Origin of the sequence: Streptomyces sp. TBY4 (assembly GCF_024213195.1) — a bacterium.
Lineage (GTDB): Bacteria > Actinomycetota > Actinomycetes > Streptomycetales > Streptomycetaceae > Streptomyces.
In genome coordinates this window covers 129,822-156,754 of record NZ_JANAVF010000009.1, presented here as the reverse complement: position 1 = coordinate 156,754, position 26,933 = coordinate 129,822, and the positions used below count along the sequence as shown (strand labels likewise).

Here is a 26,933-nt window from a genome sequence, read left to right as displayed (position 1 = left end):
TTTCCCACAGGACACACCGAAGCGATCATGGCAAGAGATGAGATCCGGCCATGACCGCTTCTGTAGAAACCTACAACTCCGGCTATCCCACCGAACTGTAGGCCACGACACCGCGCAGCAGCGCGTCCACCGCCTTGCGGGCGTTGCGGGCCACGGTGCTGCCACCCCCCGAGGAATCGGAGGAGGACGAGGACGAGGAGGAGGGCGCCGCGGCGGCCACCTGCCCCAGCACGTCGATGACCTGCTTGCACCAGCGCACGAAGTCACCGGCCGGCATCTCCGCCTCGCGCAGCACCTCGTCCAGGCTCTTGTCGGAGGCCCACTGGTACACCGCCCACGCGAAGCCGAGGTCCGGCTCGCGCTGGCCCACGCCCTCCGCCTGGTTGATGCCGTGCTCCTCCTCCAGCGCGTCGAGCCGGCCCCAGATGTGGACCATCTCGCCGAGCGCGGCCTTCGCCGCACCGCCCGGCACCTTCGGCGCCACCGCGTCGTCGGACTGCCGCGCCTCGAAGACCAGCGCCGAGACGCAGGCGGCCAGTTCGGCCGGGCTCAGCCCCTCCCAGACGCCTGCCCGCAGGCACTCCGACGCCAGCAGGTCGAGCTCTCCGTAGAGCCGCGCGAGGCGCCGGCCGTGCGGGGTCACCGCGTCCTCGCGCAGGTAGTCCAGCTCCGTCAGCAGTGCGTGGATCCGGTCGAAGGTGCGGGCGATGGTGTTCGTCCGGCCCTCGATGCGCTGCTCCAGCTGCCGCGTGTCCCGCTGCAGCCGGTAGAAGCGCTCCGCCCAGCGGGCGTGGTCCTCGCGCTCGTCACAGCCGTGGCACGGGTGCGCCCGCAGGGCGGTGCGCAGCCGGGTGATCTCCCGGTCGTCGGCCGCGGCCGCCCGGCCCCGGGGTGCCCGACCGGGCCTGAAGTCGCCGGCCTTGGTCCGCAGTTGCGAGGCCAGATCCCGACGGGACTGCGGCGAGCGGGCATTGAAGGTCTTGGGGATCCGCATCCGGTCGAGGGGCTCCACCGGCACCGGGAAGTCGATCCCGGCGAGCCGCTTGACCTGCCGCTCCGCGGTGAGCACCAGCGGGCGCGGGCCCTCGGTGTACTCGTGCCCGCGGTGCCCGTTGGACCGCCCGGCCGGCACCCCCGGGTCCAGCACCAGGGCGAGCCCCGCGAACTTGCCCGTCGGCACGTGGATGATGTCGCCCGGCTTCAGCTTCTCCAGCGACGCGGCAGCCTGCGCCCGCCGCTGGGCCGCCCCCTGCTTGGCCAGGTCGTTCTCACGGTCCTTCAGGTCGCGGCGCAGCCGCGCGTACTCCTCGAAATCACCGAGGTGGCAGGTCATGCCCTCCCGGTAGCCGTCCAGGCCCTCCTCGTTGCGCTGCACCTGCCGGGAGATCCCGACGACCGAGCGGTCGGCCTGGAACTGCGCGAAGGAGGTCTCCAGCAGCTCGCGCGAGCGGTGCCGCCCGAACTGCTGGACCAGGTTGACGGCCATGTTGTACGAGGGCTTGAAGCTGGAGCGCAGCGGATACGTACGGGTACCCGCGAGCCCGGCCAGGCCCGCCGGGTCCATGCCCCGCTGCCACAGCACCACCGCGTGGCCCTCGACGTCGATGCCGCGCCGCCCGGCCCGGCCCGTGAGCTGCGTGTACTCGCCGGGGGTGATGTCGGCGTGCTGTTCGCCGTTCCACTTGACGAGCTTCTCCAGGATGACCGTGCGCGCGGGCATGTTGATGCCCAGCGCCAGGGTCTCGGTGGCGAAGACGGCCTTGACCAGACCCCGTACGAACAGCTCCTCGACGACCTCCTTGAAGGTGGGCAGCATGCCCGCGTGGTGCGCGGCGATGCCCCGCTCCAGGCCTTCGAGCCATTCGTAGTACCCCAGGACGTGCAGGTCCTCGGTGGGGATGGAGGCGGTCCGCTCCTCCACGATCTCGCGCACCTTCAGCCGCGCGGTGTCGTCGTTGAGCCGCAGCCCCGCGTACAGGCACTGCTGGACGGCGGCCTCGCAGCCGGCCCGGCTGAAGATGAAGTTGATGGCGGGCAGCAGCCCGTCCCCGTCGAGCCGGGCGATGACCTCGGGGCGCGAAGGGGTCCAGATCCGGCCGCGGGAGCGCCGCTCGCGCTCGCGGTCGGCCTCGCGGACCATCTTTCCGCGCCGCCGGTCCTTCGGGTTGTACCGGCTGCTGTTCTCCTCGCGCGCCATCCGCAGCAGGTCGGGGTTGACCTCGCGGCGCGCGGAGCCGCGGCCGCCGTGGTCGGACTCCTCCTCGAAGAGGTCGTAGATCCGCCGGCCGGCCATGACGTGCTGCCACAGCGGTACGGGACGCTCCTCGGAGACGATCACCTGGGTGTCGCCGCGCACGGTGTCGAGCCAGTCGCCGAACTCCTCGGCGTTGGAGACGGTGGCGGAGAGGGAGACCAGGGTCACCGACTCGGGGAGGTGGATGATCACTTCCTCCCAGACGGCTCCGCGGAACCGGTCGGAGAGGTAGTGCACCTCGTCCATCACCACGTAGCCCAGACCGTTCAGCGCCTGCGAGCCCGCGTACAGCATGTTGCGGAGCACCTCGGTGGTCATGACGACCACCGGAGCATCGGCGTTGACGCTGTTGTCGCCGGTGAGCAGGCCGACCTTCTCGGCGCCGTAGCGCTTGGCGAGGTCGGCGTACTTCTGGTTCGACAGGGCCTTGATGGGCGTGGTGTAGAAGCACTTGCGGCCCTGCTGCAGGGCCAGGTGCACGGCGAACTCGCCGACGATCGTCTTGCCCGAGCCGGTTGGTGCGGCGACGAGGACGCCCTTGCCCGCCTCCAGTGCTTTGCAGGCCTCGATCTGGTAGGGATCCAGGTCGAATTCGTACATCTCACGGAAAGGCGCCAGGGCCGTGGCCTCTTCGGCGGCGCGGATCCGGGCAGCGGCGTACCGCTCGGCGGGAGAAAGTTCTTCGGTCATCTTGTCTTCGAGCCTACCCGCCGCCTCCGACAACAGTCGCGATCTTTTGCGCGGGCCCGGAGCTCCTACGCCAGGAGCCGCAGGGCCCCCGGAACGCACTCGGCGCTCACCGGGAGCGGGCCCAGCGGCTCGCCGTCCGCGTAGGCCGTGATGCCGGCCGCCTCCAGCGTCACCTTCGCGGCCCGGTGGACGGTGACCTTCGGATGGTCGAGGTGGGTGCCCTTGTAGACCCGCGGGAACACCTTCAGCAGGGTGGTGCGGCTGCAGTCGCCGACGACGGTGATGTCGAAGAGCCCGTCGTCGGGGACCGCGTCCGCGCAGATCCGCATGCCGCCGCCGTAGGAGGAGCCGTTGCCGACGGCCACCAGCGTGGCCTCGGTCTCCAGGACCGGACCGTCGTCCAGGGTGATCCGGTACGGGAAGGGCCGGAAGGCGGCCAGCTCCAGGGCCATCGCCAGGTCGTACTTGAACCGGCCGGCCGGCAGCCGCATCCGGTTGCCCCGGTCGTTGACCCGCGAGTCGAAGCCGGAGCACAGCACGGTCCCGTACCAGGTGCCGCCGGCGCCGTCCCCGGCTCCGGTGACCCGGCCGAGGTCGATCTCGCGGACCCGGCCCTCCTTGAGCGCCTCGGCGGCCAGTCGGCCCGCCCGCGCGGGTTCCCGTACGGGCAGCCCCATGGCGCGCGCGAAATCGTTCCCGGTCCCCACCGCGACCACCCCGAGCGGCACCCCGGTGCCGGCGAGCGCCTGCAGCGCGAGGGAGACCATCCCGTCGCCGCCGACCGCGATCACCGCCCCCGTGCCCTCCCGCACCGCGGTGCGCAGCCGCGCCAGGGCGTCGGGGGCGTCCCCGCCGACGACGCTGCGCACCGAGAAACCGGCCTCGCGCAACGCGGAAGCGGCCGGCTGCGCGGCATGCGCGGCCCGGCCGCTTCCGGCGGTGGGATTGACGAAGAGGGTGATCTCGGCGCTCACCCGCGGGAATGTACCTGCCAAGGCGGGCCCGCGTCGATCAGGTGGCGTCGTCGTAACCGTTGATCCGCTGGCGTCCGCCGTCGGCCTGCTCGGGCAGGGCGCCCGGAGCCGCCACGGGCTCGATCGCACCGAGCTCCGCCGGCGTCAGGTCCAGCGCGGAGGCCTCGTCGTCGTCCAGACCCGCATCGGGGTTGTTCCGCGCCCGCCTGCGGTCGTTGAGGTAGCAGAAACCGAGCGCGATGAAGTAGAGGGCGACGATCGGCATGGCCAGCGCCAGCATCGTCAGCGGGTCACCGGTGGGCGTCGCGAACGCGGCGAAGAGGGTGATGCCGAGCACCATGGCCCGCCACCAGCTCGCGAGCCGCTTCGCGGTCAGCACCCCGGTGACGTTGAGCAGGATCAGCAGCAGCGGCAGCTCGAAGGCCAGACCGAAGACGACGACCATGCGCGTGACCAGGTCGAGGTAGTCGTCGACCGGCAGCAGGTTGCTCGCGTTCTCCGGGGTGAACTCCAGCAGGATCACCGCGGTCTGCGGCAGGACGTTGTACGCCAGGACCGCACCGGCACCGAACAGGGGCGCGCCGACCGCCACGAAGGCCACGGCGTACTTCTTCTCGTTGTTGTGCAGCCCCGGGGCCACGAAGGCCCACAGCTGGTACAGCCACACCGGGGCGGAGAGCACGAGACCGGCGGTCAGCGAGACCTTCAGGGCGATGGAGAAGGGCGCGATGAGGCCGTTGACCGTCATGGCGGCGCAGGGATTCCCGTTGCGCTGCGCGACCACGCCGTTGGAACAGCCGACGGAGTCCAGGATCGGCTTCATCATGAAGTCGATCAGGTCCTTGTAGAAGAACGCGGCCACGATGGTGACCACGAGGACCCCGAGGACCGCCTTCATCAGCCGGTTTCTCAGCTCACGCAGGTGCTCGACAAGAGGCATCCGCCCTTCGGCGTCCTTTGCCTTCTGGTCCTGCTTCTCCTGCTTGCGGGCAGACTTGAGCAACCCACGTCCCTTGTCTCGTTGCAGTTGACTGGTGCGCGCGCGGCCGCCGGGGCGGCCGCCGTCAGCCCTGCTTGGTGTGGTTGGGCTCGTTCACGGGGCGGGCGCTGGTCACGTCGCCCGGCGAAGCCTGAATGGTGCGCGGGGCCGCGGCCTGCTGCTGGGGCGCCTGGTCCGCGACGGAAGCGGCGGTGGCGGCGTCCTCCGCCTCCCCCTCCTTCTTCATCGCCTTCGCCTCGCTCTTGAGGATCCGGGCGGACTTGCCGAGCGAGCGGGCCATGTCGGGAAGCTTCTTGGCACCGAACAGCAGGAAGATCACGGCGACGATCAGGAGGATTTCGAGGGGCTTCAGGTTGCCGATCATGTGTGTCTTCCTTCTCACCGAAACGGCTGGTTGTGGTAGTCAAGACGGCTCTGACCGAGATCGGTAAGCCGTTCTGACATGGATCGTAACCCCCGGGGGTTAACGCCAGGCAATCCCCTGGGGCACTACCGCGTGCGTGGTCAGACAGTACGACGGTTGCCCGGCGATGGCTATGGCCGCACGGAGCGCCCGGCCCTGGCCAGGCCCGTGGCGGCCCGCTCCAGCTCCGAGGAGGCCTCCGCGATGCGCCGCCCGGCGTCCGCGACCTGGACGGACAGCCTGCGCACCTCCACGAACACCCGCACGGCGAGGACGGCGAGGACGGCGAGCCCGAGGAAGCCCAGAGCGATTGCGAACATCGGCCACAGCATGCGACGAGCCTAGGCCACCGCCCGCCTCACACGCTGCGCAGGGTGCTCACGCCGCCACCGGTCAGGAGTTCCACGATGCGCTCACCGGCCGGTTTGCGGACCACGGCCGCGCACGCGGGACAGGTGAAGGAGTAGAAGGTCGTACGCCGGCTCCCGCCGATGGCGAGGCGCAGCGCACCCGCGTCCAGCTCGAAGCGGGCCCGGCAGTCGGGACAGGACGCCTTGAACGCGACCGGCGTCGCGCGGATCCCCCCCGCCACCTCAGCCCTGTTCCTCATAGGCGGCGAGCGCCTCCCGGGCCGCCCGGCGGGCACTGTCCGCCAGCTCCGCGGGAGCCACGATCCGCCCCTCGCGGCCCAGCCGCAGCGCGAGCCGGCGCAGCGAGGCCGGATCGGGGCTGCGCAGCGTGATGCGCAGGCCCCCCTCGGGCAGCTCCTCGGCACTGTCGTGCGGGTAGTACTCGGCCACCCAGCGCCCGCCGGGACCGACCTCGACCACCACCTCCGGGTCCTCCGCGGCCGGCTGGACCAGCCCCTCGGACAGATCGCGGGGCTCGATCGCGGGCGGATCGGCCCGCTCGTCGAGCAGCCGGATCTCCGCCACCCGGTCCAGGCGGAAGGTCCGCCGCGCCTCGGAGAGGTGGCACCACCCCTCCATGTAGGTGTGCCCGACGGCGAACAGCCGGATCGGGTCCACCGTGCGCTCGGTGAGCTCGTCGCGCGCGGGCGAGTAGTAGCGCAGCCACAGCCGGCGCTGCTCGGCGATCGCCCGGTCCACGTCGGCGAAGACCCCGCCCTCGGACTCGAAGGTCACCGACAGCCGGGAGCTGGCCCCGGCGGCCTCGCCCGCGGCCGCCTCCAGCTTGGCGGTGGCCCGCAGCAGTGCCTGGCGGTCCCCCTCGCGCAGCCCGGGCAGCGTGGCCACGGCCCGCGCCGCCACCAGCAGCGCCGTCGCCTCGTCCGCGGCCAGCCGCAGCGGCTCGGCGGTGGACTCCCCCGAGGCATCGGGGTTGCGCCACCAGATGCGCTCCCCGTCGGTGTCGATGTCGAGCAGGTCACCGCCCCGGAAGCTGGTCCCGCACATGGGCAGCACGTCGAGGTCCGAGATCAGCTCGTCCTCGGTGATCCCGAAGGCCCGGGCCACGTCCGCGACGTGCGCACCCGGGCGCTCGCGCAGGTACGTCACCAGGGACAGCATCCGGCGCGTCTGGTCGATGGCGTTGGCAGCCATGCTGGTACGTCTCCCCCTCAGGGCGTTGCTCACTGATCTTGCCCGGTCCACCCGCTCCCGCGCGGCTCCGCGCGGCCGGGTCAGCCCTTCGCGACGGCCCGCAGCCGGTCCACGACATCGGCCCGCAGGTCCGCCGGCTCCAGCACGACGACATCGGGGCCGAACTCCACCAGCCAGGCGTCCAGCCCGTGCCCGTACGGGATCTCCAGCTCGTCCCAGCCGTCCCCGCCGGCCCCCTCGCGCACCGAGGTGGCCTTGGCCCGCAGCGGATAGCCCGCCCCCGCGCGCAGCCGGATCAGCGCCGAACGCTCCGCGCTCTCCCCGGCCCAGCTCGCCACGGTCTCCCGTACGGTCACCACGTCCGGGACCTCGGCGGTGTACTTGGCCGCGCGCGAGCGGACCTTGCCCGTGATCCGCGAGAGCCGGAACACGCGCTCCGCCCCGCGGTCGCGGTCGAACCCCGCCAGGTACCAGTGGCCGCGCCAGCACTCCAGGGCCCAGGGCTCCACCTGGCGGCTCTCGGGGCGGGCGGCGGTGGACTTGCGGTAGTCGAAGACCACCGGACGGCGGTCACGGCAGGCCAGCATCAGCGGCTCGAAGGCCGCCTCGTGCACCGGAATCCGCGGCTCGATGGCACTGTGCTGGCCCTCGTACGGGTCCGAGGCCTCCGGCATGCCGCCGGCCCGCAGCTTCTGCAGGGCCCCACTGGCCGCACCGGCCAGCCGGGCCTGCTGCCAGACCTTGGCGGCGAGCCCCAGGGCCGCGGCCTCCTCGGCGTCCAGCGCCACCGGCGGCAGCCGGTTGGAATCGCGGCGGGCCAGATAGCCGGTGTCGCCCTCCAGGTTCTCGACGGTCTCGATGACCAGCCCGAGCTCCCGCAGATCATCCTTGTCCCGCTCGAACATGCGGTTGAAGGACTCGTCGTTCCCGGCTTCCATGTAGGCCTCGATGGAACCGCGCAGTTCCCGCTTGCTGAGCGGCCGGCGCGTCCCCAGCAGACACAGCGCCAGATTCATCAGCCGCTCGGCCTTGGCAATCGCCATCGACGCCCATCCGCCCTTCCAGACCTTCGAGTCGTGTCCCCGGTACACCCTCGTGACCGCTGACCGTACCGCCCCGATGGTCCTGGGCAAAAGCGAGGGCCCCCGCCTCGAAGGCAGGGGCCCCGCACGCCTCACGGCGTCATGTCACAGCGGACCGATCAGGCGGCCATCAGGTCGCACACGAAGATCAGCGTCTCGCCCGGCGCGATGGCACCGCCGGCGCCGCGGTCGCCGTACGCCAGGTGGGCCGGGATCGTCAGCTTGCGACGGCCGCCGACCTTCATGCCCTGGACGCCCTGGTCCCATCCGGAGATGACCTGACCGACACCCAGCTGGAACTGCAGCGGCGCGCCGCGGCCCCAGGAAGCGTCGAACTCCTCACCAGTGGAGAAGGCCACGCCCACGTAGTGGACGGAAACGCGGGAACCCGCCTTGGCCTCGGCGCCCTCGCCGACCCAGATGTCCTCGATGACGAGGTCGGTGGGGACGTCGCCCTCAGGGAAGTCGATCTCGGGCTTCTCGAGCTTGTCGCTCACGGAACTGCTCCTCAAAAACTTACGAACAGGGGTACAACCTGGACAGTCTTACACCACGGCGAGGATGTCGAGGCTGAAGACCAGCGTCGAGTTGGCCGCGATGGTTCCCTGCTCCTTGTCGCCGAAGCCCTGGTCCGGCGGGATGACCAGCAGGATCCGGCTGCCGGCCTTCTTGCCGACGATCCCGTCCTTCAAACCCTTGACCTGGAGCTCCGAGAGCGGCCACGTCACGGTCGTGTCGGTGCCGTACGTGCTCTCGAAGGTCTTGTCGTCCTTCCACGTCTTGCCGTGGAACTTGACGACCACGCTGTCGGTGTCCTTGACGACCGCGCCGTCGCTCTCCAGGACGTAGTTCGACACCAGCTTCGCCGGCGGCGTGCCGTCCTTCGGAACGGTCAGGGAGACTTCCTTGCCGTCCGTGTTCGTACCGACCTTCGGAAGGGCGGCGTCCGTCTGAGGGACCTCCTTGCCCGTGGCCGAAACCGGTACGGAGGTGCCCTTGACGATGTCCACGACGAAGACCAGCGTGGCGTTCGCCTTGATCTTCTCGCCCGAGCCCTGCGCGCCGTAGCCGAGGTCCGGCGGAATCACGAGCTCCACACGGCTGCCGACCTTCTGGCCCTCAAGACCCTGGTCCCAGCCCTTGATGACCTGGCCCGCGCCGATGGTCACGTCGAACGGCTTGCCCTTGCCGAAGCTCTGGTCGAACGGCTCGGTGCCGTCCCAGACCTGGCCGAGGTAGTTGACCTGGGCGATGTCGCCCTTCTTCAGCGCCGGGCCGTCGCCCTCGCTGATGGTCACCACCTTCAGTTCCTTCGGCGGGGCGCCCTTCCCCTTCGACAGGGTGGGGGTCTCCCCGAACTTGGCACCCTGGGTGATCGCGGGCGCCCCGTTCTTCATCTCGGCGGAGTTGGAGCCGCTGTCGCCACAGGCCGCTGTCGACAGCAGCAGAAGGGGTACGACAAGCAGGCCGGCAAGTCGGCGCACGTGTTCCTCAGATCTCAGACGGCACATAGGTCGTCGCCACTCTAAGGCGTGGACAGGGCCCCGTACGAGATCCGTACGAGGCCCTGGCCGAGATCAGTGCGATGTCACATGCCCGCGATCAGCTTCTCCACCCGGTCGTCCACCGACCGGAACGGGTCCTTGCACAGCACCGTGCGCTGCGCCTGGTCGTTCAGCTTCAGGTGCACCCAGTCCACCGTGAAGTCCCGCCGCTGCTCCTGCGCACGACGGATGAAGTCACCCCGCAGCCTCGCCCTCGTCGTCTGCGGGGGCACCGACTTGCCCTCGAAGATCTTGAGATCGTTGCAGATCCGCGCCGCCTGCCCCTTGCGCTCCAGCAGGTAGTACAGCCCGCGCCTGCGGTGGATGTCGTGGTACGCGAGGTCTATCTGAGCCACCCGCGGATTCGACATCGTCATGTTGTGCTTCGCCCGGTACCGCTCGATCAGCTGGTACTTCATCACCCAGTCGATCTCGGTCCCGATCCGGTCCAGGTCCTCCGCCTCGATCGCGTCCAGCGTCCGGCCCCACAGCTCCAGCACCTGGTCCACGACACCCGTACGGATGCCCCGGCGCTCCGCGAAGTCCACCGCCTTGTCGTAGTACTCCCGCTGGATCTCCAGCGCCGAAGCCTCCCGGCCGCTCGCCAGACGCACCTTGCGCTGACCCGTGATGTCGTGACTGACCTCCCGGATCGCCCGGATCGGGTTCTCCAGCGTCAGGTCCCGCATCACCGTGCCCGCCTCGATCATGCGCAGCACCAGATCGGTCGCCCCGACCTTCAGCAGCATGGTCGTCTCGGACATGTTCGAGTCGCCCACGATCACGTGCAGACGCCGGTACCGCTCCGCGTCCGCGTGCGGCTCGTCGCGCGTGTTGATGATCGGCCGCGAACGGGTCGTGGCCGAGCTGACGCCCTCCCAGATGTGCTCGGCCCGCTGGCTCACGCAGTAGACCGCGCCCCGCGGCGTCTGCAGCACCTTGCCCGCACCGCAGATCAACTGCCGCGTGACGAGGAACGGGATCAGAATGTCCGCCAGCCGGGAGAATTCCCCGTGCCGGGCCACCAGGTAGTTCTCATGGCAGCCGTACGAGTTTCCCGCCGAGTCGGTGTTGTTCTTGAACAGATAGACGTCGCCCGCGATTCCCTCCTCGTGCAGGCGGCGTTCGGCATCGACGAGCAGGCCTTCGAGAATGCGCTCGCCGGCCTTGTCGTGGGTGACCAGTTCGATCAGGTTGTCGCATTCAGGAGTTGCGTACTCCGGATGCGAACCCACGTCGAGGTAGAGGCGGGCGCCGTTCCGCAGGAAGACATTGCTGCTGCGGCCCCATGACACAACACGGCGGAAGAGGTAGCGCGCCACTTCGTCAGGAGACAGTCGGCGCTGTCCCCTGAACGTGCACGTGACGCCGTACTCGTTCTCCAGCCCGAAAATGCGGCGGTCCATGACTGAACATTACGCCTTCTGCTCTGTTCTGAAACCGAGTTCGCAGGCGCCGTTTCGATCATTTTCCCGAGCGGCCACCCCGCCACCCGCCCGCCGAGCCGCCGGGAGCCCGCGCGTCACCCGCCCATCGACCCTCTCAGGACCCCGTCACCGACGCCTCCGCAGAGCCCTCCAACGGCCCCGCCGCACCCACCCCAGACCCCGCATCCCCTGCCTCCGAGCCCGCCACCGGCGACGCCCCGGAACCCGCCACCGCACGGCTCGCACCCGGACGCGCCAGCACCCGCTGAGTCACCGTCAGCACCAGCAGCGCCGCGAACCCCGCCACGCTCGCCACCGCGAACCCCGCCGCCGTACCCCCCGCCTCCACCGAAGGACCCGCAGCCGCCGTACCGATCGCCGCACCCACCCCGAAGAACGTCACCAGCCACGAGAACGCCTCCGTCACCGTCCCCGCCGGAGCATGCCGGTCCACCACGATGAACGCACACGCCAACGCCGGAGCCAGGAACACCCCCGCCAGCGCCGCGAACCCCGTCATCGCCACCACACCCGGCACCAGCATCAACGGCAGGTAACACACCGCCAGCAACGCCACCAGAAGCCGCAGCCGCCGCTCCGGCGCACCCGCCCACTGCCGCGCCCCGTACAGCACACCGCCGAACAGCGCACCCAGCCCCAGCGCCGCCATCAGCCAGCCGTACACCGCCTGACCACCGTGCTCGTCCGCATAAGCCACACCCGCCACCGTGATCGACCCCAGCGCCGTCCCCACGAAGAAGAACGCCCCCAGCAGCGCCAGCAGACCCGGCGAGCGCAGCGCCCCCAGCCAGTGCGCCTCCCGCGGCTCCGAACGCCACGTCCGCGAAGGCTCCGACACCACCACCGACAGCGCCCCCAGCACCCCGATCCCGTTGATCACCAGCAGCGCCGCCGCCGGATCCCACAGCGCCACGCACAGGGTCACCAGCAGCGGCCCCACCGTGAACATGACCTCCTGGGCCACCGCGTCCATCGCGTACGCCGCATGGACCCGCTCCTCCTTGCCGCCCAGCACGCTCGGCCACAGCGCCCGCAGCCCGCCCTCCAGCGGCGGCGTGAACAGCCCCGCGACCACCACCGCCGCGTACGCCACCACCACCGAACCGGTACCGGCCAGCGCCAGCCACACCATGCCCAGCGCCGACACCACCGCCGCCGGCAGCTGCACCCGCGGCTGCCCGAACAGGTCCACCGCCCGCCCCAGCAGCGGCTGCCCGACCGCGTTCGACACCCCGTACGCGGCCGCGAGCGCCCCCGCCAGGCTGTAGCTGCCGCCCTCCGCCCGGGTGAACAGCACGATCGCGATCGGCCCCGTCCCGTTCGGCAGCCGGCCTATGAGCGTGCCCACCAGCAGCCTCGCGGCGTGCCGGGTCCTGAGCAGCCCCGCGTAACCCGCGGCCATGTCCGCCCCCTTCTGCCCGGAACCAGCCGGGAGTGGCTTAGTAATACGTATAACGTTAAGGGTCATACGTACCATGACCACAGACCGGCGGTCCACCCACCGAACCCCGCCGACCCCCCGCGACCTCGCACTACAGGAGCACCGTGTGACGAGACCCACCAGCCGCGACGTGGCCACCGCCGCCGGGGTCTCCCAGGCCACCGTCTCCCTCGTCCTCGGCGACAAATGGCGCGGCCGCGTCTCCGAACGCACCGCCGACCACGTCCGCCACACCGCCACCGAACTCGGCTACCGCCCCAACCTCGCCGCCCGCAACCTCCGCCTCGGCTCCACCCGCACCGCCCTCCTCGTCGTCCCCGCCCTCACCAACGAATTCTTCGCCCGCGTCTATACCGGCGCCGCCCGCATCGCCGCCGAACACGGCTTCGGCGTCGTCCTCTACCCCTCCCCCGACGGCACCGGCCCCGCCCGCGACCCCTTCGCCTCCGCCCGAGCCGCACTCGACGGAGTCATCGCCTCCTCCATGGCAGCCGACGCCCTCCACGCCCTCGGCGGCGACGGACTCCCCCTCGTCATGCTCGACAGCGACCCCACCGCCGACACCGCCCACGCCCACGTCAACCTCGCCATCGCCGACGGCATGCGCCAGACCGCCGAACACCTCCTGACCCACGGCCACCACCGCTTCCTCCACCTCGCCTCCGCCATCGACTCCTGGACCTTCGACGTCCGCGCGAACGCCCTGGCCGCCCACCTGCCGCCCACCGCACAGCTGCGCACCGTACGGGCCCACCTCAGCGTGGAAGCCGCCCGTACGGCCATGGAGACCGCCCTGGACACCCCCGCGGACCGCCGCCCCACCGCCGTCGTCTGCGACGACGACATCCTGGCCGCCGGCGCCTGCAAAGCCGCCCGCCGCCTCGGCCTGCGCGTCCCCGAGGACCTCTCCGTCACCGGCTTCGACGACCTCGCCCTCGCCACCGCCGTCGAACCGGAACTCACCACCGTCCACCTCCCCGCCGAACGCGTCGGCGAACAGGGCATGACCGCCCTCCTCGCCGTCCTCGAAGGCACCCCCTGGACCCCGGTCGACATCCCCGTCCGACTCGTCGTCCGCGACTCCTCGGGCCCCGCACCCACGCCCTGACCCCGGACACGCGAAAGCGCCCCCGGCCCGAAGGCCAGGGGCGCTCACACTGCACTGCGGACGTGCCCTACTCGGCTTCCTCTTCGGGAGCCTCGTCGTTCGACACGGCATCCGCCTGGGCCGCCGCCGGAACGTCCGCCTCCAGCAGCCGCGACAGCTGCCGGCCGCGGATCCGCTTGAACTTGCGCTGCTGAGCCCGCGTACGGTCCAGCACCGCCACCTCCAGCCGCTCCGCCGGAATCGACTTGTCCGTACCGTTCGCCTGGCTCGACAGCGCCTGCACCGCCAGCTTCAGCGCCTCGGACAGGGTCATCCCGTCCTGGTGCCGCTGGTCGAGGTAGGTGCTGATCTGCTCGGCATTACCACCCACGGCCACGGACCCGTGCTCGTCGACGATCGACCCGTCGTGCGGCAGCCGGTAGATCTGGTCCCCGGCAGCGGTCGCCCCGACCTCCGCCACGACCAGCTCCACCTCGTACGGCTTCTCCCCCGCACTCGAGAAGATCGTGCCGAGCGTCTGCGCGTACACGTTCGCCAGCCCACGGGCCGTCACATCGTCACGGTCGTAGGTGTATCCGCGCAGATCCGCGTACCGCACACCGCCGATCCGCAGGTTCTCGTACTCGTTGTACTTGCCGGCGGCCGCGAAGCCGATCCGGTCGTAGATCTCGCTGAACTTGTGCAGCGCACGGGACGGGTTCTCACCGACGAACACGATGCCGTCGGCGTACTGGATCACAACAAGGCTGCGACCGCGGGCGATGCCCTTGCGGGCGTATTCCGCCCGGTCGGCCATGGCCTGCTGGGGTGACACATAGAACGGAGTCGACACCGGCTTTCCGTCCCTTTCTTCTGGACGACGAGGAGGTCAGAGGTCAGAGCAGTGCGGCACGCGGACCGTCGGGCTGCTCCAGCCGCCGGTTCGTGATCTTGCGGGCCAGCTCCGAGGACTCCTCGTCCGACAGCCTGCGGAATCCCTCGTCCGTCATGACAGTGACGATGGGGTAGATGTGGCGGTAGAGGTCCGGACCGCCGGTGGCCGAGTCGTCGTCGGCGGCGTCGTACAGCGCCTGGACGACGAGCGTCGTGGCCTCCTCCTCCGTCAACTTGGAGTGGTACAGCTTCTTCATCGACCCGCGGGCGAAGATCGAGCCGGACCCGGTCGCGGCGTAGCCGTGCTCCTCGGAGCGGCCGCCGGTCACGTCGTAGGAGAAGATCCGGCCCTTCTCCTTGGCCTCGTCGTACCCCGCGAAGAGCGGGACGACGGCCAGCCCCTGCATGGCCATGCCCAGATTGCTCCGGATCATGGTCGACAGCCGGTTCGCCTTGCCCTCGAGGCTGAGGGTCGCCCCCTCCACCTTCTCGAAGTGCTCCAGCTCCAGCTGGAACAGCTTCACCATCTCCACCGCGAGACCGGCGGTGCCGGCGATGCCGACGGCGGAGTACTCGTCCGCCGGGAACACCTTCTCGATGTCCCGCTGGGCGATCATATTCCCCATGGTCGCCCGCCGGTCACCGGCGAGGACCACCCCGCCGGGGAAGGTGGCGGCCACGATGGTCGTCCCGTGCGGCGCCTCGATGACGCCCTCGGGCAGCTTGCGGTTGCCCGGTAGCATCTCGGGCTGGTGCGCGCCCAAGAAGTCCATGAAGGACGACGACCCCGGCGTCAGGAAGGCTGCCGGCAGACGCCCTGTGCTTCGAATGTTGGGTTCCACAGGTTTCCTTCCACGTAGGCGGCTGCACGCCTCAAGACGTCCGGCCGATCCTTGAGTTGCCCGATTCCCGCGTTGCAGCCGAAGCAAAGTACGCCTCGGACCTTACCCGTCTGGTGATCGTGATCCACATGCTCCGCCGGAGCTTCTTGGCAGATCACGCAGACCCCGCCCTGGGCGGCGATCATCTCGTCGCGCTCGGCCTCGCTGATTCCGTAGGCCCGCTTGAGGTGCCCCGCTCGCCCACGCGCCGCTTTGCAGGGCTTGCAGCAAGTGGCCAGCCCGTCAGGTGCGGTCGCGTTTTTATGCCATTCGCTGTGCGGCTTGACCTCGCCGCATGAACGGCATTGCTTCCACCCCGGCGGAACCTCCGCCCTCTCCCAGACCTGCTTGCCTTGTTCGACTCGGCGGCGCCGGTAGTAATCCGCTCCGTACGCCGCCACGCACTCCCGACATCGGGCCTGCAAGCCGTCCTTGGTGGCACGGTTCGCTGCGAATGAACTGAGTGGCTGCTGGCGGCCACATCCACGACAGAGCTTCGATTCCGTAGACATGACGCCAGCCCACCAGATTCACCTTCACTTCGAAGGCAAAAGGGCCCTACTGGCCACCCTTTTGAACGAAGCTTCGAACAAAATCCTCAGCGTTCTCTTCGAGCACATCATCGATTTCGTCGAGTACGGAGTCGACGTCGTCGGAGAGCTTTTCCTGTCGCTCCTTGAGGTCGGTCGATTCTTCGACCGCGGCCTCCTCGACCTCCTCGGTCGAGCGCTGCGCCTTCTGCTGTCCGCCGCCGGTGTCCTTGGTCGCCATGTCTAGCTCACCCCGCTCGGTTCGCACGCTCACGTGAAAGACCCCGCGAATTCGGGATCCCTCAAGATCAGACTCTACGTCGGACCCTACAAGGAGGGTCCGACATCCGTCCCGGTACTTTCATAACGTCCGGATGTCTTCATGATTCCCGGGCCGGGGGCCTTTCAGCCCCCGCCCCGGGGACCGGAAAGGCCTACCGCCCCGAGAGCACCCGGACCAGGTCCTCCGCCGTACGACAGCGGTCCAGGAGCTCCTTCACGTGGGCCCGCGTGCCCCGCAGGGGTTCCAGGGTCGGGACCCGCTGGAGGGAGTCGTGGCCCGGCAGATCGAAGATCACCGAGTCCCACGAGGCCGCCGCCACGTCGTCCGCGTACTGGTCCAGGCACCGCCCCCGGAAGTACGCCCGGGTGTCCTCCGGCGGCTTGCTCTGCGCCCGTTCCACCGCCGGCTCCTCCAGCAGCCGCTTCATCTTGCCGCGGGCCACCAGGCGGTTGTACAGCCCCTTCTCGGGCCGTACGTCCGCGTACTGGAGGTCCACCAGGTGGAGCCGGGCCGCGTCCCATTCGAGGCCGTCCCGGCGCCGGTAGCCCTCCAGGATCTCCCGCTTGGCGATCCAGTCGAGCTCCCCCGACAGGCTCATCGGGTCGGTTTCCAGCCGGCCCAGTACGTCCTCCCAGCGGGCCAGCACATCCTTGGTCTGCTCGTCCGCGTCGGAGCCGAAACGCTCCTCCACGTACTTCCTGGCCAGCTCGTAGTACTCCATCTGGAGCTGTACGGCGGTCAGCGTCCGCCCGCTGCGCAGCGTGATCAGGTGCTGCAGGTCGGGGTCGTGGGAGACCTGGTGGAGGGTGCGCACGGGCTGGTCCACGGCGAGGTCGACGTTGATGTAGCCGTCTTCGATCATGGACAGGACGAGTGCGGTGGTGCCGAGTTTGAGGTAGGTGGAGATCTCGGAGAGGTTGGCGTCGCCGATGATCACGTGGAGCCGGCGGTACTTCTCGGCGTCCGAGTGCGGCTCGTCCCGGGTGTTGATGATGGGGCGCTTGAGGGTGGTCTCGAGGCCGACCTCGACTTCGAAGTAGTCGGCGCGCTGGCTGATCTGGAAGCCGTGTTCGCGGCCGTCCTGGCCGATGCCGACGCGGCCGGCGCCGGTGTAGACGAGGCGGGAGACGAAGAAGGGGGTGAGGTGGCGCACGATGTCCGAGAAGGGGGTTTCCCGCTTCATCAGGTAGTTCTCGTGCGTGCCGTAGGAGGCGCCCTTGTTGTCGGTGTTGTTCTTGTAGAGGTGGATCGGCTGGGCTCCGGGGAGCTGGGCGGCCCTGACGGCGGCCTCGGCCATGATCCGCTCGCCGGCCTTGTCCCAGAGGACGGCGTCGAGCGGGTTGGTGATCTCCGGGGAGCTGTACTCGGGGTGTGCGTGGTCCACGTAGAGGCGTGCGCCGTTGGTGAGGATGACGTTGGCGAGGCCGATGTCCTCGTCGGTGAGCTGGCTGTGGTCGGCGGCCTCGCGGGCGAGGTCGAAGCCGCGGGCGTCCCGCAGCGGGTTCTCCTCCTCGAAGTCCCAGCGGGCGCGTCGCGCCCTGTGCATCGCCGCCGCGTAGGCGTTGACGATCTGGGACGAGGTGAGCATGGCATTGGCGTTCGGGTGCCCCGGGACGGAGATCCCGTACTCCGTCTCGATCCCCATTACTCGCCGTACGGTCATGCGGCCCTCCTTGCCCGGCGGCGCTCCCGTTCGGGAGCGGCGCTCAAGTACCGCTGGTGCTCCGGTGCGTCGTGTGCGGTGCCCGTCCCCGCACTGCGCGACCTGCGGTACGGAAGAGCCTAGAACCACTCCGCGCTGGTGGGGAGATCATTTCAGTCATTGACTTTGCCCTGTCACCGGCTGAAAAGAGCAGCTGGTAAAGCAGTCGGCTGCGGGTGCCCTTGCCGGGCGCCCGCAGCCGGCCCGCTTTGTCAGAGGTACTGACCGGTGTTGGCCACCGTGTCGATGGAGCGTCCGGTGTCCGCGCCTTGCTTTCCGGTGACGAGGGTGCGGATGAATACGATCCGCTCGCCCTTCTTTCCGGAGATTCGGGCCCAGTCGTCGGGGTTGGTGGTGTTGGGCAGGTCTTCGTTCTCCTTGAACTCGTCCACGCAAGCCTGGAGGAGATGGGCGACGCGAAGGCCCTTCTGGTTGTGCTCGAGGAAGGCCTTGATGGCCATCTTCTTCGCACGGTCCACGATGTTCTGGATCATCGCGCCCGAGTTGAAGTCCTTGAAGTAGAGGACTTCCTTGTCGCCGTTGGCGTACGTGACCTCGAGGAAGCGGTTTTCCTCGGTTTCGGCGTACATCTGCTCGACGACGGTCTGGATCATGCTGTGGACGGTTTCGGCGGTGGAGCCCTGGTGCTCGGACAGGTCGTCCGTGTGCAGGGGCAGCGAGGCCTTGAGGTACTTCGCGAAGATGTCCTTCGCGGCCTCGGCGCCGGGGCGCTCGATCTTGATCTTCACGTCGAGCCGGCCGGGGCGCAGGATGGCCGGGTCGATCATGTCCTCGCGGTTGGAGGCGCCGATGACGATGACGTTCTCCAGGCCTTCCACGCCGTCGATCTCGGCGAGCAGCTGGGGGACGATGGTGTTCTCCACGTCCGAGCTGACTCCGGATCCGCGGGTGCGGAAGAGGGATTCCATCTCGTCGAAGAAGACGATGACGGGGGTGCCCTCGCTCGCCTTCTCCCTTGCACGCTGGAAGACGAGGCGGATGTGCCGCTCGGTCTCGCCGACGTACTTGTTGAGGAGCTCGGGGCCCTTGATGTTGAGGAAGTAGGACTTTCCGGCGGCCTTGCCGGTGACCTCGGCGACCTTCTTGGCAAGGGAGTTGGCCACGGCCTTGGCGATGAGCGTCTTGCCGCAGCCGGGGGGGCCGTAGAGCAGGATGCCCTTGGGGGGCCGCAGTTCGTGTTCCTTGAAGAGGTCGGGGTAGAGGTAGGGGAGCTCGACGGCGTCGCGGATCAGTTCGATCTGGTCGCCCAGGCCGCCGATCTTGTCGTAGTCGATGTCCGGGACCTCTTCGAGGACGAGGTCTTCGACCTCGCTCTTGGGGACGATCTCGTAGACGTAGCCGGAGCGGGGTTCGAGCAGCAGGGAGTCGCCGGGGCGGATGGTGACGTCCAGGAGCGGCTCGGCGAGCCTCACCACCCTTTCCTCGTCGGTGTGCCCGACCACCAGGGCGCGCTCGCCGTCCTCGAGGATTTCCTTGAGGGTGACGATGTCCCCGGCCCGTTCGAACTCCATGGCCTCGACCACGTTGAGGGCCTCGTTGAGCATGACCTCCTGGCCGCGCCGGAGGTCTTCCGGTTCGACGCTGGGGCTCACGTTCACGCGGAGCTTTCGGCCGCCGGTGAAGATGTCGACGGTTCCGTCTTCGTTCGCCTGCAGGAAGACTCCGAAGCCGGCCGGCGGCTGTGCGAGCCGGTCGACTTCTTCCTTGAGGGCCACGATCTGGTCGCGGGCCTCGCGCAGGGTGTTCGCCAGCCGCTCGTTCTGTGCGGAGACGCCTGCCAGGTTTGTCTGGAGCTCGACGATCCGCTCTTCGAGAATCCTCGTGTGTCGCGGAGAGTCGGCGAGCTTACGTCGCAGGACGGCGATTTCCTGCTCGAGATAGGCAACCTGGCCGGCGGGGTCCTCAGACCCTCGCCCGGGCCGGATGCCGCGGTTGATGTCGTCGTCGTGGGCTGCCACGGTCCTCACCTCCTCCAAGGGGAGCTGGACGCTTTCTGACCCTACCTGGGCTGGTGGTGATTGAAACCCCTAGATCACAAAGACGGTAGGGGTGTGTCCGATCTTCACCCTTGCGTACTCCCTCACGCCAAGGAAATACCCACCCATCAAACTCGGGAAGCGGCCGGTTGTAAGGTCGAAGTGTTCAACACCCGTCAGAGCTCGTGCGACTTGCCGCGCGTAGTGACCGGGATGGATCACTCAGAGCAGGGAACGGCAGGAGATATGACCGTGCAGCAGGAGGCTTCCGCGGGAGGTTCCGGCGTGGCCGGAGAGCCGCTGGAGGTCTGGATCGACCAGGACCTCTGCACTGGCGACGGCATCTGCGTGCAGTACGCACCGGAGGTGTTCGAGCTGGACATCGATGGTCTGGCGTACGTGAAGAGCCCTGCCGACGAGTTGCTCGTGGAGGCGGGGGCGACCACTCCGGTTCCGCTGGTGCTGCTTCAGGACGTGGTGGATTCCGCGAAGGAATGTCCCGGGGATTGCATCCATGTAAGGCGGGTTTCGGACAGGGTCGAGGTTTTCGGTCCAGACGCGGAGTGACGGTTCAAACACCTGTGGCGGACGAATCCGTCAGCTCCTGGCGGAATTTTCCGCCGGTCCACCGCCACTTGGCGAGCTGCTTGGTGTCGGGGCTGTAGCGGGGCACTTCGGGCGACGAGTACCCGAGGAGGGTCGCGGTGACGACTCCGTCGCGGACGGTGAGGTCGGTCGCGGTCTGCTTGCGGCCGGCTTCGAGGAGTGTCGCGACGACGCGGGGGGCGGCGCCCTTCGCCGGGTCCCGGGTGAGGACGTAGAGGGCGTGCGGCGGGGTGCCCGAGCCGGCGTCGCAGCGGACGGCCGCGACGGTTTCGGGGCGTCCGTCGCCGTCGAGGTCGCCTTCGGCGGTGGCCGTGACGGCCTGTGGGGCGCCCTGGCAGTCCAGCGGGTACGTGGCCGCGTGCGCGTCGGGCGCGGCCGCCCGGGGGCCGCTTGCGGGGCTCGTGCCGGGCTCGGGGCTCGTATCGGGCGTGCCGGCCGTGGGGCGTGCCGGTTCGGCGGAGGCTCCGGTGGCCGGGTCGGGCTGCAGGAGTCCGGCGCCGGCTATGACGGCGGCCAGGGCGGAGGCGGTGGCCAGCCAGTGGACGGGCCGGGCCCGGTGGTGCGCCGGGGCGGGTGTGCTCGGCGCCGGCTCGGCGGGGCTGTGCGGCACGCGGGGTGTCTCCTGTGCGAAGGGTGACGGGGAGCCAGCATCGTGCCACACCTCACATCGGGGTGGAACGGGTGGGTCCGGGCCGGCCGGGGCGCTCGCGCGGGGCCGTCCCCCGGGACAACGAAAAGACGCTGTGGCGCAGTTCCCGGTTGTTCGGGGGAACTGCGCCACAGCGTCTGTCTGTTGGTGGGGCGGGGTGGCCTGCCGGGTGGCGGGCCGGTCCTGGTCGGCTCAGCGCTCGGCGGCTTCGGCCGTGTCCGCGGTCTTGGCGGCGGACTGGCTGCCGGGGCCCTCGTAGTCCTCGCCGTAGGCGCCCTTGGAGGGGCGGCGGCGGCGCATGGGGGGCTCGACGCCGTCGGCGAGGCGGCGGGCGGTGACGAGGAAGCCGGTGTGGCCGATCATGCGGTGGTCCGGGCGGACGGCCAGGCCCTCGACGTGCCAGTTGCGGATCATCGATTCCCAGGGCTGCGGTTCGGCGTAGCAGCCGAACTCGCGGATGGATTCGACGGTCCGGGAGAGCTGGGTGGTGGTGGCCACGTAGCAGCAGAGGATGCCGCCGGGGACCAGTGCCTTGGAGACGGCCTCCAGGCACTCCCAGGGGGCGAGCATGTCGAGGATGACGCGGTCGACGTCCGTGTCGGACAGGTTGTCCTGGAGGTCGCCCACGGTCAGCTGCCACGCGGGGTGCGGGCCGCCGAAGTAGCGCTCGACGTTGGCGGTGGCGATCTCGGCGAAGTCGGGGCGTCGCTCGTAGCTGTGGAGCATGCCCTGGTCGCCGATGGCGCGCAGCAGGAAGCTGCTCAGGGAGCCGGAGCCGACGCCTGCTTCCACGACGCGGGCGCCGGGGAAGATGTCGGCGAAGGCCAGGATCTGGCCGGCGTCCTTGGGGTAGACCACGGCGGCACCGCGGGGCATGGACAGGACATAGTCGGGGAGCAGGGGACGCAGCGCGAGGTAGGCGACGTTGCCCGTGGTACGGACAACGCTTCCCTCGGGGGAGCCGATCAGCTCGTCGTGCGGGAAGGAACCCTTGTGGGTGTGGAAATTCTTCCCGGCTTCGAGCGTGAACGTGTAGTGGCGGCCCTTGGGGTCGGTGAGCTGAACCTGGTCCCCGACCTCGAAGGGCCCGCGTCGGCGGGCGGCACCGGTCGGTTCGGACATGTGACCAGTGTATTGGCTTCAGGACTGGGGCCGCGCCATGGCCTTCACGAAGGCCTTTTCGACGTCGAGGGTGGACAGGACGCCGTAGATGGAGCCGTCGGGCTGGAGGACGAGGTATTCGGTGGCGGGGGTGGCGCGGAGGTGGTCGAGGAGTTCTTCGCCGCCGAGGTCTGCTGAAACCTTCATTCCGTCGGTGAGGTCCTGGGCGAGGGTGCCGGTGGAGACCCAGGGGCGGCGGTGTTCGGGGACGGAGGCGATGGCGCTCTCGCGGACGATGCCGGTGGGGTCTCCCAGTCCGTCGACGATGACGAGGGCGCGGGCGCCGGCTTCGTTGGCGCGGCGGAGGGCTTCGGAGAGGGGGGTGGCGTTCTCGACGGGGATGGCGCGGCGGGTGAGTTTGCGGGCGTGGAGTTCCGGGAGGTGTTCGCGCAGGCGGGCGACGCGGAGGCTGTTGCCGGCGCCGGTCCAGATGATGCCGGCGAGGATGGCGGCGAGGAGGGCGTCCAGGACGGTGTCCATGCCGCCGATGTCGTCGGCGGTGTTGCCGAGGGTCCCGGTGTAGTTCAGGAGGGGCAGGCCGAGGAGGACGGCGACGGCGAGGGCGCGGCCGGCCCAGGCGGCGGCGATGGTGCCGGTCATGGGTTTGCCGGTGATGCCCCAGATGACGGCGCGGAGCATGCGGCCGCCGTCGAGGGGGAGGCCGGGGAGGAGGTTGAAGGCGGCGACGAGGAGGTTGGAGATCATGAGTCCGGCGAGGAGGACGCCGGGGACGCTGGCGGGTTCGACGGTTTTCATGCCGAGGTAGAAGGCGCCGGCGAGGAGGAGGGAGAGGAGGGGGCCGACGAAGGCGAGGACGAATTCGCGGCCGGGGGTTTCGGATTCCTTCTCGATCTCGGAGACGCCGCCGAAGAACTGGAGCTGGATGCGGCGTACGGGGAGTTTGAAGCGGAGGGCGGCGATGGTGTGGGCGAGTTCGTGGACGAGGACCGAGGCGTAGAAGGCGACGGCGAAGAAGAGGGCCACGAGGTAGCGCAGGGTGCCGAGCTCGGGGAGGATCCGGTCGAGCTGGTCGCCGAAGACCCAGGTGATGAGGGCGGCGACGAGGAACCAGCTGGGCGAGACGTAGACGGGTACGCCGAAGGGGCGGCCCATGAGGAGTCCGCCGCCCGGTCCTGAGCGCCGGCCCGCGCGCTCGCCGGTTTCGTCGGTGTCTGCCACGGTTGTCCTTCGTTCGCTGCTGTCCGGTGCGGTGGTGCGCCGGTGGTTCCGGTGTTTTTTCCCGTGGTGTCCGGGTGCGCCGTCGCGCGGTGTGATGCTCCGATCATGCAGTGCGAGGGGGGTCGGCGTCGATGGTATGCGCGTGCTGTCGGTGGCGGGTCGTAGGGTTTTGTCCATGACGACGAGCCCCGGCAGCGGTCCGGACGACGCAGTGACCAGTTCCGTGCCCGCGCAGGCGCAGGCGGTGGAGCCGGTGCCGGCTGCCGTGGCGCCTTCTTCGCTGTCGCCTTCGCGGGCGAGCGATTTCATGCGGTGTCCGCTGCTGTACCGGTTCCGGGTGATCGACAAGCTGCCGGAGAAGCCGAGTGCGGCGGCGACGCGGGGGACGCTGGTGCACGCGGTGCTGGAGCGGCTCTTCGATCATCCGGCGGCGGAGCGGACGGCTCCGCGGGCGAAGGCGTTGATTCCGGGGCAGTGGGACCGGCTGGTGGAGGCGAAGCCGGAGTTGCTGGAGCTGTTCCCGGGGGGTGATGAGGGGGCGGGGCTGGCGCGCTGGCTGACGGAGGCCGAGGCGTTGGTGGACCGGTGGTTCACGCTGGAGGACCCGACGCGGCTGGAGCCGGTGGAGCGGGAGTTCTTCGTGGAGACGGAGCTGGAGTCGGGGCTGCGGCTGCGCGGGATCATCGACCGGGTGGACGTGGCGCCGACGGGTGAGGTGCGGATCGTCGACTACAAGACGGGGAAGGCGCCGCGGCCGGAGTACGCCGAGGGTGCGCTGTTCCAGATGAAGTTCTACGCGCTGGTGGTGTGGCGGCTGAAGCGGGTGCTGCCGCGGCGGCTGCAGCTGGTGTATCTGGGCAGCGGGGACGTGGTGACGTACGACCCGGTGATCGAGGATCTGGAGCGGATGGAGCGCAAGCTGCTGGCGCTGTGGGAGGCGATCCGGGAGGCGACGGAGACGGGTGACTGGCGGCCGCGCCAGTCGAAGCTGTGCGGCTGGTGTGATCATCAGGCGGTGTGTCCGGAGTTCGGCGGTACTCCCCCGGTCTATCCGCTGGCGCTGCCGTCCGCCGGGCGGGGCGAATCCTGATCTTCGGTCCAGGGCAGAATGGGCGGGGTTCTGCGTTGCGGTCCGAATGAATCCGAAGAACCCCCGAGAAGACGAGGTAGACCCCGTGGCCATCCGCGTACTGCTGGTCGACGATCAGCCGCTGCTGCGTACTGGTTTCCGGATGATTCTGGAGGCGGAGCAGGACTTGGCGGTGGTCGGTGAGGCCGGGGACGGTCTGCAGGCGCTGGACCAGGTGCGGGCGTTGCAGCCCGATGTGGTGCTGATGGACATCCGGATGCCGCGGATGGACGGGGTGGAGGCGACGCGGCAGATCACGGGTCCGGGGCGGGACGGTCCGGCGAAGGTGCTGGTGCTGACGACGTTCGATCTGGACGAGTACGTGGTGGAGGCGCTGCGGGCGGGGGCCAGCGGGTTCTTGCTGAAGGATGCGCCGGCGGCGGAGCTGGTGCAGGCGATCCGGGTGGTGGCGGGTGGCGAGGCGATGCTGGCGCCGAGCATCACGCGGCGGCTGCTGGACAAGTACGCGGGGCATCTGCCGTCGGGTGAGGACAGCGTTCCGGACATGATCGCTTCGTTGACGGAGCGCGAGGTCGAGGTGCTGAAGCTGGTGGCCCGGGGGTTGTCGAACGCGGAGATCGCGGCGGATCTGTTCGTGAGCGAGACGACGGTGAAGACGCATGTGGGTCATGTGCTGACGAAGCTGGGTCTGCGGGACCGGGTGCAGGCGGCGGTGTATGCGTACGAGAGCGGTCTGGTGCGTCCGGGGGCCGGTCAGTAGGCGGCCGGGGCCGCCCCAGCTTCACGAATACAGGTACGGGTACGGGCCCGCTTCCGCTGGTGCGGAGGCGGGCCCGTCGTCGTGGCGGTGGTGCTCAGCCCTTGCTGATCTCCCAGAAGCGGAAGACGGTGGAGGCGTCCAGGGACCACTGCAGGCCGGTGACGTTCTGGCGGGCGACGGCGTACTGCTTGCTCTGCCAGAGCGGGAGCAGGGGGATCTCGTCGGCGACGATGTCCTGGAGGCGGGCGTAGTCGGCGCTGGCGGAGCCGCGGTCGGACTTGGCGGAGGTCGACGGGATGATCGTCCCGGTGATCTCCTTGTTGTCGTAGTTGTTGTGCAGGACGTTGTCGGGGCCGAAGAAGGGCTGCGTGAAGTTGTCGGCGTCGGGGTAGTCGGGGACCCAGCCCTTGACGTAGACGCCGTACTTGCCCGCCTGGATGTCCTTCTCGTACTGCTCGAACTCGACGGACTTGACGTCGGCTTCGAAGAGGCCGCTGTCGTTGAGCTGCTTGGCGATGAGCTGGAATTCCTGGTCGGTCGAGGGCCCGTAGCGGGTGGGCGTCGAGTACAGGGTGATCTTGACCTTGTCCTTGATGCCGGCGGTGCGCAGGGCCGCCTTGGCCTTCTCGGGCTGGGGGGTGCCGCCGTAGCGGTCGAAGAAGGCGGTGGTGTGGGAGGCGATGCCGGCCGGGACGATGGAGTAGAGCGGGGTGGCGGTGCCGTCGTAGACCTCGCGGACGAGGGCCTCGCGGTCGACGAGGTAGGCGATGGCCTTGCGGACGGGGAGCTTTCCGGCGACGGGGTCGGCGGTGTTGAAGACGAGGTGTTCGACTTCGGCTCCGGCGCCCTGGACGACCTCGACCTTCTGGTCGCCGGTCTGGGAGGCGAGGCCGGCGATGTCCTTGGCGGCGAGGCCGCGGAAGGCGAAGTCGACGTCTCCGCTTTCGAGGACCTTCTTGAGGGCGGCCTGGTCCTCGTTGAAGAACTTCATGGTGACGCCGCTGTTCTTCGGCTTGGCCTTGCCGTTGTAGCTGTCGTTGACGGAGAAGGAGGCGCTCTTGTCGGTGATGGAGTCCAGTTTGTAGACGCCGGAGCCGAAGGCCTTGCCGTCGGTGCGGAGTTTGTCCGCGGGGTACTGGGTGTGGTCGACGATGGAGCCGGCGCCGGATGCGATCTTGCTGGGGAAGGTCGCGTCGGGGGTCTTGAGGTGGAAGACGACGGTCTTGTCGTCGGGGGTGTCGATGGTGTCGATCGACGCGAGCATGACGGCGGGGCCGTTCTCGTCGTTGATCTTGAGGGTGCGCTCGAAGGAGTACTTGACGTCCTTGGCGGTGAGGCTGTTGCCGTTGCTGAACTTCAGGCCGCCGCGCAGGTTGCAGAGGTAGGTCTTGCTCTCGGCGCCCTGGAAGCCGCAGGACTGGGCGGCGTCGGGTTCGGGGGTGGTGCCGCCCTTGGGGAAGCTGAGCAGGGACTGGAAGACGTTGTTGAAGAGCAGCCAGGAGCCGGGGTCGTAGCCCGAGGCGGGGTCGGTGGCCTTCACCTTGTCGGATATGCCCATGACGACGCCCTTGCCGCTGCCGGCGCCGGTGCCGTCCGTCACCCCGCAACCGCTGAGCAGCGCGGCGGCGGTGGCCGCTCCGAGCGGGGCGGCCAACCACTGGTTCCGTGTCTTCACGCGAACATCCTTCTCAGTCTTGCTTACTGGCTGGTCTGGTG

Annotated in this window: 26 protein-coding genes; 4 read left to right on the top strand and 22 right to left on the bottom strand. The window is 69.4% G+C overall.

Annotation, left to right across the window (positions count from 1 at the left end):
• Nucleotides 1-82 precede the first annotated feature (82 nt).
• From NLX94_RS22405 to NLX94_RS22350, 12 genes are all read right to left on the bottom strand, one after another.
• Complete coding sequence (locus NLX94_RS22405; RefSeq protein WP_254384787.1) at nucleotides 83-2,944, bottom strand: RNA helicase; 2,862 nt, start codon at nucleotides 2,942-2,944, stop codon at nucleotides 83-85.
• Between the two features lie 65 nt (nucleotides 2,945-3,009).
• Nucleotides 3,010-3,918, bottom strand: coding sequence for a diacylglycerol kinase (locus tag NLX94_RS22400; protein ID WP_254384786.1), 909 nt, complete (start codon nucleotides 3,916-3,918; stop codon nucleotides 3,010-3,012).
• 37 nt (nucleotides 3,919-3,955) lie between these two features.
• Entirely contained in the window at nucleotides 3,956-4,921 is a 966-nt protein-coding gene (tatC, locus tag NLX94_RS22395; RefSeq protein WP_254384785.1) for a twin-arginine translocase subunit TatC, read from the bottom strand.
• A 61-nt stretch (nucleotides 4,922-4,982) separates the two neighbouring features.
• Complete coding sequence (gene tatA, locus NLX94_RS22390; RefSeq protein WP_254384784.1) at nucleotides 4,983-5,282, bottom strand: Sec-independent protein translocase subunit TatA; 300 nt, start codon at nucleotides 5,280-5,282, stop codon at nucleotides 4,983-4,985.
• 170 nt (nucleotides 5,283-5,452) lie between these two features.
• Nucleotides 5,453-5,653 carry a hypothetical protein gene (locus NLX94_RS22385; RefSeq protein ID WP_254384783.1) on the bottom strand — a complete coding sequence of 67 codons (201 nt, stop codon included), beginning with the start codon at nucleotides 5,651-5,653 and terminating at the stop codon, nucleotides 5,453-5,455.
• A gap of 26 nt (nucleotides 5,654-5,679) precedes the next feature.
• Nucleotides 5,680-5,931 (bottom strand): CpXC domain-containing protein, encoded by a 252-nt coding sequence (locus NLX94_RS22380; protein ID WP_254384782.1) that lies wholly within the window; start codon nucleotides 5,929-5,931, stop codon nucleotides 5,680-5,682.
• Complete coding sequence (locus NLX94_RS22375; RefSeq protein WP_254384781.1) at nucleotides 5,915-6,883, bottom strand: YafY family protein; 969 nt, start codon at nucleotides 6,881-6,883, stop codon at nucleotides 5,915-5,917. The genes NLX94_RS22380 and NLX94_RS22375 overlap by 17 nt, the downstream gene beginning before the upstream one ends.
• 80 nt (nucleotides 6,884-6,963) lie before the next feature.
• A complete protein-coding gene (locus tag NLX94_RS22370) occupies nucleotides 6,964-7,926 on the bottom strand; it encodes a YafY family protein (RefSeq protein ID WP_254384780.1) in 963 nt (320 codons plus the stop codon).
• A gap of 158 nt (nucleotides 7,927-8,084) precedes the next feature.
• Nucleotides 8,085-8,462, bottom strand: a complete 378-nt coding sequence (locus NLX94_RS22365) for an FKBP-type peptidyl-prolyl cis-trans isomerase (protein ID WP_254384779.1) — start codon at nucleotides 8,460-8,462, stop codon at nucleotides 8,085-8,087.
• 48 nt (nucleotides 8,463-8,510) lie between these two features.
• Nucleotides 8,511-9,449 (bottom strand): FKBP-type peptidyl-prolyl cis-trans isomerase, encoded by a 939-nt coding sequence (locus tag NLX94_RS22360; protein WP_254384778.1) that lies wholly within the window; start codon nucleotides 9,447-9,449, stop codon nucleotides 8,511-8,513.
• A gap of 104 nt (nucleotides 9,450-9,553) precedes the next feature.
• On the bottom strand, nucleotides 9,554-10,915 hold the full coding sequence (gene pafA / locus NLX94_RS22355) for a Pup--protein ligase (RefSeq protein ID WP_214948088.1): 1,362 nt from the start codon (nucleotides 10,913-10,915) through the stop codon (nucleotides 9,554-9,556).
• 136 nt (nucleotides 10,916-11,051) lie between these two features.
• On the bottom strand, nucleotides 11,052-12,359 hold the full coding sequence (locus tag NLX94_RS22350) for an MFS transporter (RefSeq protein WP_254384777.1): 1,308 nt from the start codon (nucleotides 12,357-12,359) through the stop codon (nucleotides 11,052-11,054).
• A 145-nt stretch (nucleotides 12,360-12,504) separates the two neighbouring features.
• On the opposite strand from NLX94_RS22350, the gene NLX94_RS22345 reads away from it, so the two are divergent.
• Complete coding sequence (locus NLX94_RS22345; protein WP_254384776.1) at nucleotides 12,505-13,506, top strand: LacI family DNA-binding transcriptional regulator; 1,002 nt, start codon at nucleotides 12,505-12,507, stop codon at nucleotides 13,504-13,506.
• Nucleotides 13,507-13,573: 67 nt separating this feature from the next.
• On the opposite strand, the gene prcA is transcribed toward NLX94_RS22345, so the two are convergent.
• The 6 genes from prcA to arc form a co-directional block, all read right to left on the bottom strand.
• Nucleotides 13,574-14,338 (bottom strand): proteasome subunit alpha, encoded by a 765-nt coding sequence (gene prcA, locus NLX94_RS22340; RefSeq protein ID WP_254384775.1) that lies wholly within the window; start codon nucleotides 14,336-14,338, stop codon nucleotides 13,574-13,576.
• A 43-nt stretch (nucleotides 14,339-14,381) separates the two neighbouring features.
• Complete coding sequence (gene prcB / locus NLX94_RS22335) at nucleotides 14,382-15,221, bottom strand: proteasome subunit beta (protein WP_254384774.1); 840 nt, start codon at nucleotides 15,219-15,221, stop codon at nucleotides 14,382-14,384.
• A complete protein-coding gene (locus NLX94_RS22330) occupies nucleotides 15,173-15,661 on the bottom strand; it encodes an endonuclease VII domain-containing protein (protein ID WP_308402490.1) in 489 nt (162 codons plus the stop codon). Before NLX94_RS22330 ends, prcB begins: the two co-directional genes overlap by 49 nt.
• 157 nt (nucleotides 15,662-15,818) lie before the next feature.
• Entirely contained in the window at nucleotides 15,819-16,031 is a 213-nt protein-coding gene (locus NLX94_RS22325; RefSeq protein ID WP_133898495.1) for a ubiquitin-like protein Pup, read from the bottom strand.
• Nucleotides 16,032-16,224: 193 nt separating this feature from the next.
• Nucleotides 16,225-17,736 carry a depupylase/deamidase Dop gene (gene dop, locus NLX94_RS22320; RefSeq protein ID WP_254384772.1) on the bottom strand — a complete coding sequence of 504 codons (1,512 nt, stop codon included), beginning with the start codon at nucleotides 17,734-17,736 and terminating at the stop codon, nucleotides 16,225-16,227.
• Nucleotides 17,737-17,987: 251 nt separating this feature from the next.
• Nucleotides 17,988-19,754 (bottom strand): proteasome ATPase, encoded by a 1,767-nt coding sequence (gene arc, locus NLX94_RS22315; RefSeq protein WP_254384771.1) that lies wholly within the window; start codon nucleotides 19,752-19,754, stop codon nucleotides 17,988-17,990.
• Nucleotides 19,755-20,018: 264 nt separating this feature from the next.
• On the opposite strand from arc, the gene NLX94_RS22310 reads away from it, so the two are divergent.
• Nucleotides 20,019-20,339 carry a ferredoxin gene (locus tag NLX94_RS22310; protein WP_254384770.1) on the top strand — a complete coding sequence of 107 codons (321 nt, stop codon included), beginning with the start codon at nucleotides 20,019-20,021 and terminating at the stop codon, nucleotides 20,337-20,339.
• A gap of 4 nt (nucleotides 20,340-20,343) precedes the next feature.
• On the opposite strand, the gene NLX94_RS22305 is transcribed toward NLX94_RS22310, so the two are convergent.
• The 3 genes from NLX94_RS22305 to NLX94_RS22295 form a co-directional block, all read right to left on the bottom strand.
• Nucleotides 20,344-20,988: a hypothetical protein gene (locus NLX94_RS22305; RefSeq protein WP_254384769.1), complete on the bottom strand. Its 645-nt coding sequence runs from the start codon at nucleotides 20,986-20,988 to the stop codon at nucleotides 20,344-20,346.
• 231 nt (nucleotides 20,989-21,219) lie between these two features.
• On the bottom strand, nucleotides 21,220-22,149 hold the full coding sequence (locus NLX94_RS22300) for a tRNA (adenine-N1)-methyltransferase (RefSeq protein ID WP_254384768.1): 930 nt from the start codon (nucleotides 22,147-22,149) through the stop codon (nucleotides 21,220-21,222).
• Between the two features lie 18 nt (nucleotides 22,150-22,167).
• Entirely contained in the window at nucleotides 22,168-23,301 is a 1,134-nt protein-coding gene (locus NLX94_RS22295; protein WP_374684011.1) for a site-2 protease family protein, read from the bottom strand.
• 241 nt (nucleotides 23,302-23,542) lie between these two features.
• Between NLX94_RS22295 and NLX94_RS22290 the strand changes: the two genes are divergently transcribed.
• Both NLX94_RS22290 and NLX94_RS22285 read left to right on the top strand, forming a co-directional pair.
• Nucleotides 23,543-24,457: a RecB family exonuclease gene (locus NLX94_RS22290; protein WP_374684007.1), complete on the top strand. Its 915-nt coding sequence runs from the start codon at nucleotides 23,543-23,545 to the stop codon at nucleotides 24,455-24,457.
• 85 nt (nucleotides 24,458-24,542) lie between these two features.
• On the top strand, nucleotides 24,543-25,217 hold the full coding sequence (locus NLX94_RS22285) for a response regulator transcription factor (protein WP_254384765.1): 675 nt from the start codon (nucleotides 24,543-24,545) through the stop codon (nucleotides 25,215-25,217).
• A 94-nt stretch (nucleotides 25,218-25,311) separates the two neighbouring features.
• On the opposite strand, the gene NLX94_RS22280 is transcribed toward NLX94_RS22285, so the two are convergent.
• Nucleotides 25,312-26,892, bottom strand: coding sequence for an ABC transporter substrate-binding protein (locus NLX94_RS22280; protein ID WP_254384764.1), 1,581 nt, complete (start codon nucleotides 26,890-26,892; stop codon nucleotides 25,312-25,314).
• Nucleotides 26,893-26,933 lie beyond the last annotated feature (41 nt).

Excerpts from the sequence above, each read along its gene's own strand:
- NLX94_RS22405 (WP_254384787.1), bottom strand. The coding sequence starts at position 2,944 with ATGACCGAAGAACTTTCTCCCGCCGAGCGGTACGCCGCTGCCCGGATC.
- tatA (WP_254384784.1), bottom strand. The coding sequence starts at position 5,282 with ATGATCGGCAACCTGAAGCCCCTCGAAATCCTCCTGATCGTCGCCGTG.
- NLX94_RS22385 (WP_254384783.1), bottom strand. The coding sequence starts at position 5,653 with ATGCTGTGGCCGATGTTCGCAATCGCTCTGGGCTTCCTCGGGCTCGCC.
- NLX94_RS22380 (WP_254384782.1), bottom strand. The coding sequence starts at position 5,931 with ATGAGGAACAGGGCTGAGGTGGCGGGGGGGATCCGCGCGACGCCGGTC.
- NLX94_RS22375 (WP_254384781.1), bottom strand. The coding sequence starts at position 6,883 with ATGGCTGCCAACGCCATCGACCAGACGCGCCGGATGCTGTCCCTGGTG.
- NLX94_RS22370 (WP_254384780.1), bottom strand. The coding sequence starts at position 7,926 with ATGGCGATTGCCAAGGCCGAGCGGCTGATGAATCTGGCGCTGTGTCTG.
- pafA (WP_214948088.1), bottom strand. The coding sequence starts at position 10,915 with ATGGACCGCCGCATTTTCGGGCTGGAGAACGAGTACGGCGTCACGTGC.
- NLX94_RS22350 (WP_254384777.1), bottom strand. The coding sequence starts at position 12,359 with ATGGCCGCGGGTTACGCGGGGCTGCTCAGGACCCGGCACGCCGCGAGG.
- NLX94_RS22325 (WP_133898495.1), bottom strand. The coding sequence starts at position 16,031 with ATGGCGACCAAGGACACCGGCGGCGGACAGCAGAAGGCGCAGCGCTCG.
- dop (WP_254384772.1), bottom strand. The coding sequence starts at position 17,736 with ATGACCGTACGGCGAGTAATGGGGATCGAGACGGAGTACGGGATCTCC.
- NLX94_RS22310 (WP_254384770.1), top strand. The coding sequence starts at position 20,019 with ATGACCGTGCAGCAGGAGGCTTCCGCGGGAGGTTCCGGCGTGGCCGGA.
- NLX94_RS22300 (WP_254384768.1), bottom strand. The coding sequence starts at position 22,149 with ATGTCCGAACCGACCGGTGCCGCCCGCCGACGCGGGCCCTTCGAGGTC.
- NLX94_RS22295 (WP_374684011.1), bottom strand. The coding sequence starts at position 23,301 with ATGGGCCGCCCCTTCGGCGTACCCGTCTACGTCTCGCCCAGCTGGTTC.
- NLX94_RS22290 (WP_374684007.1), top strand. The coding sequence starts at position 23,543 with ATGACGACGAGCCCCGGCAGCGGTCCGGACGACGCAGTGACCAGTTCC.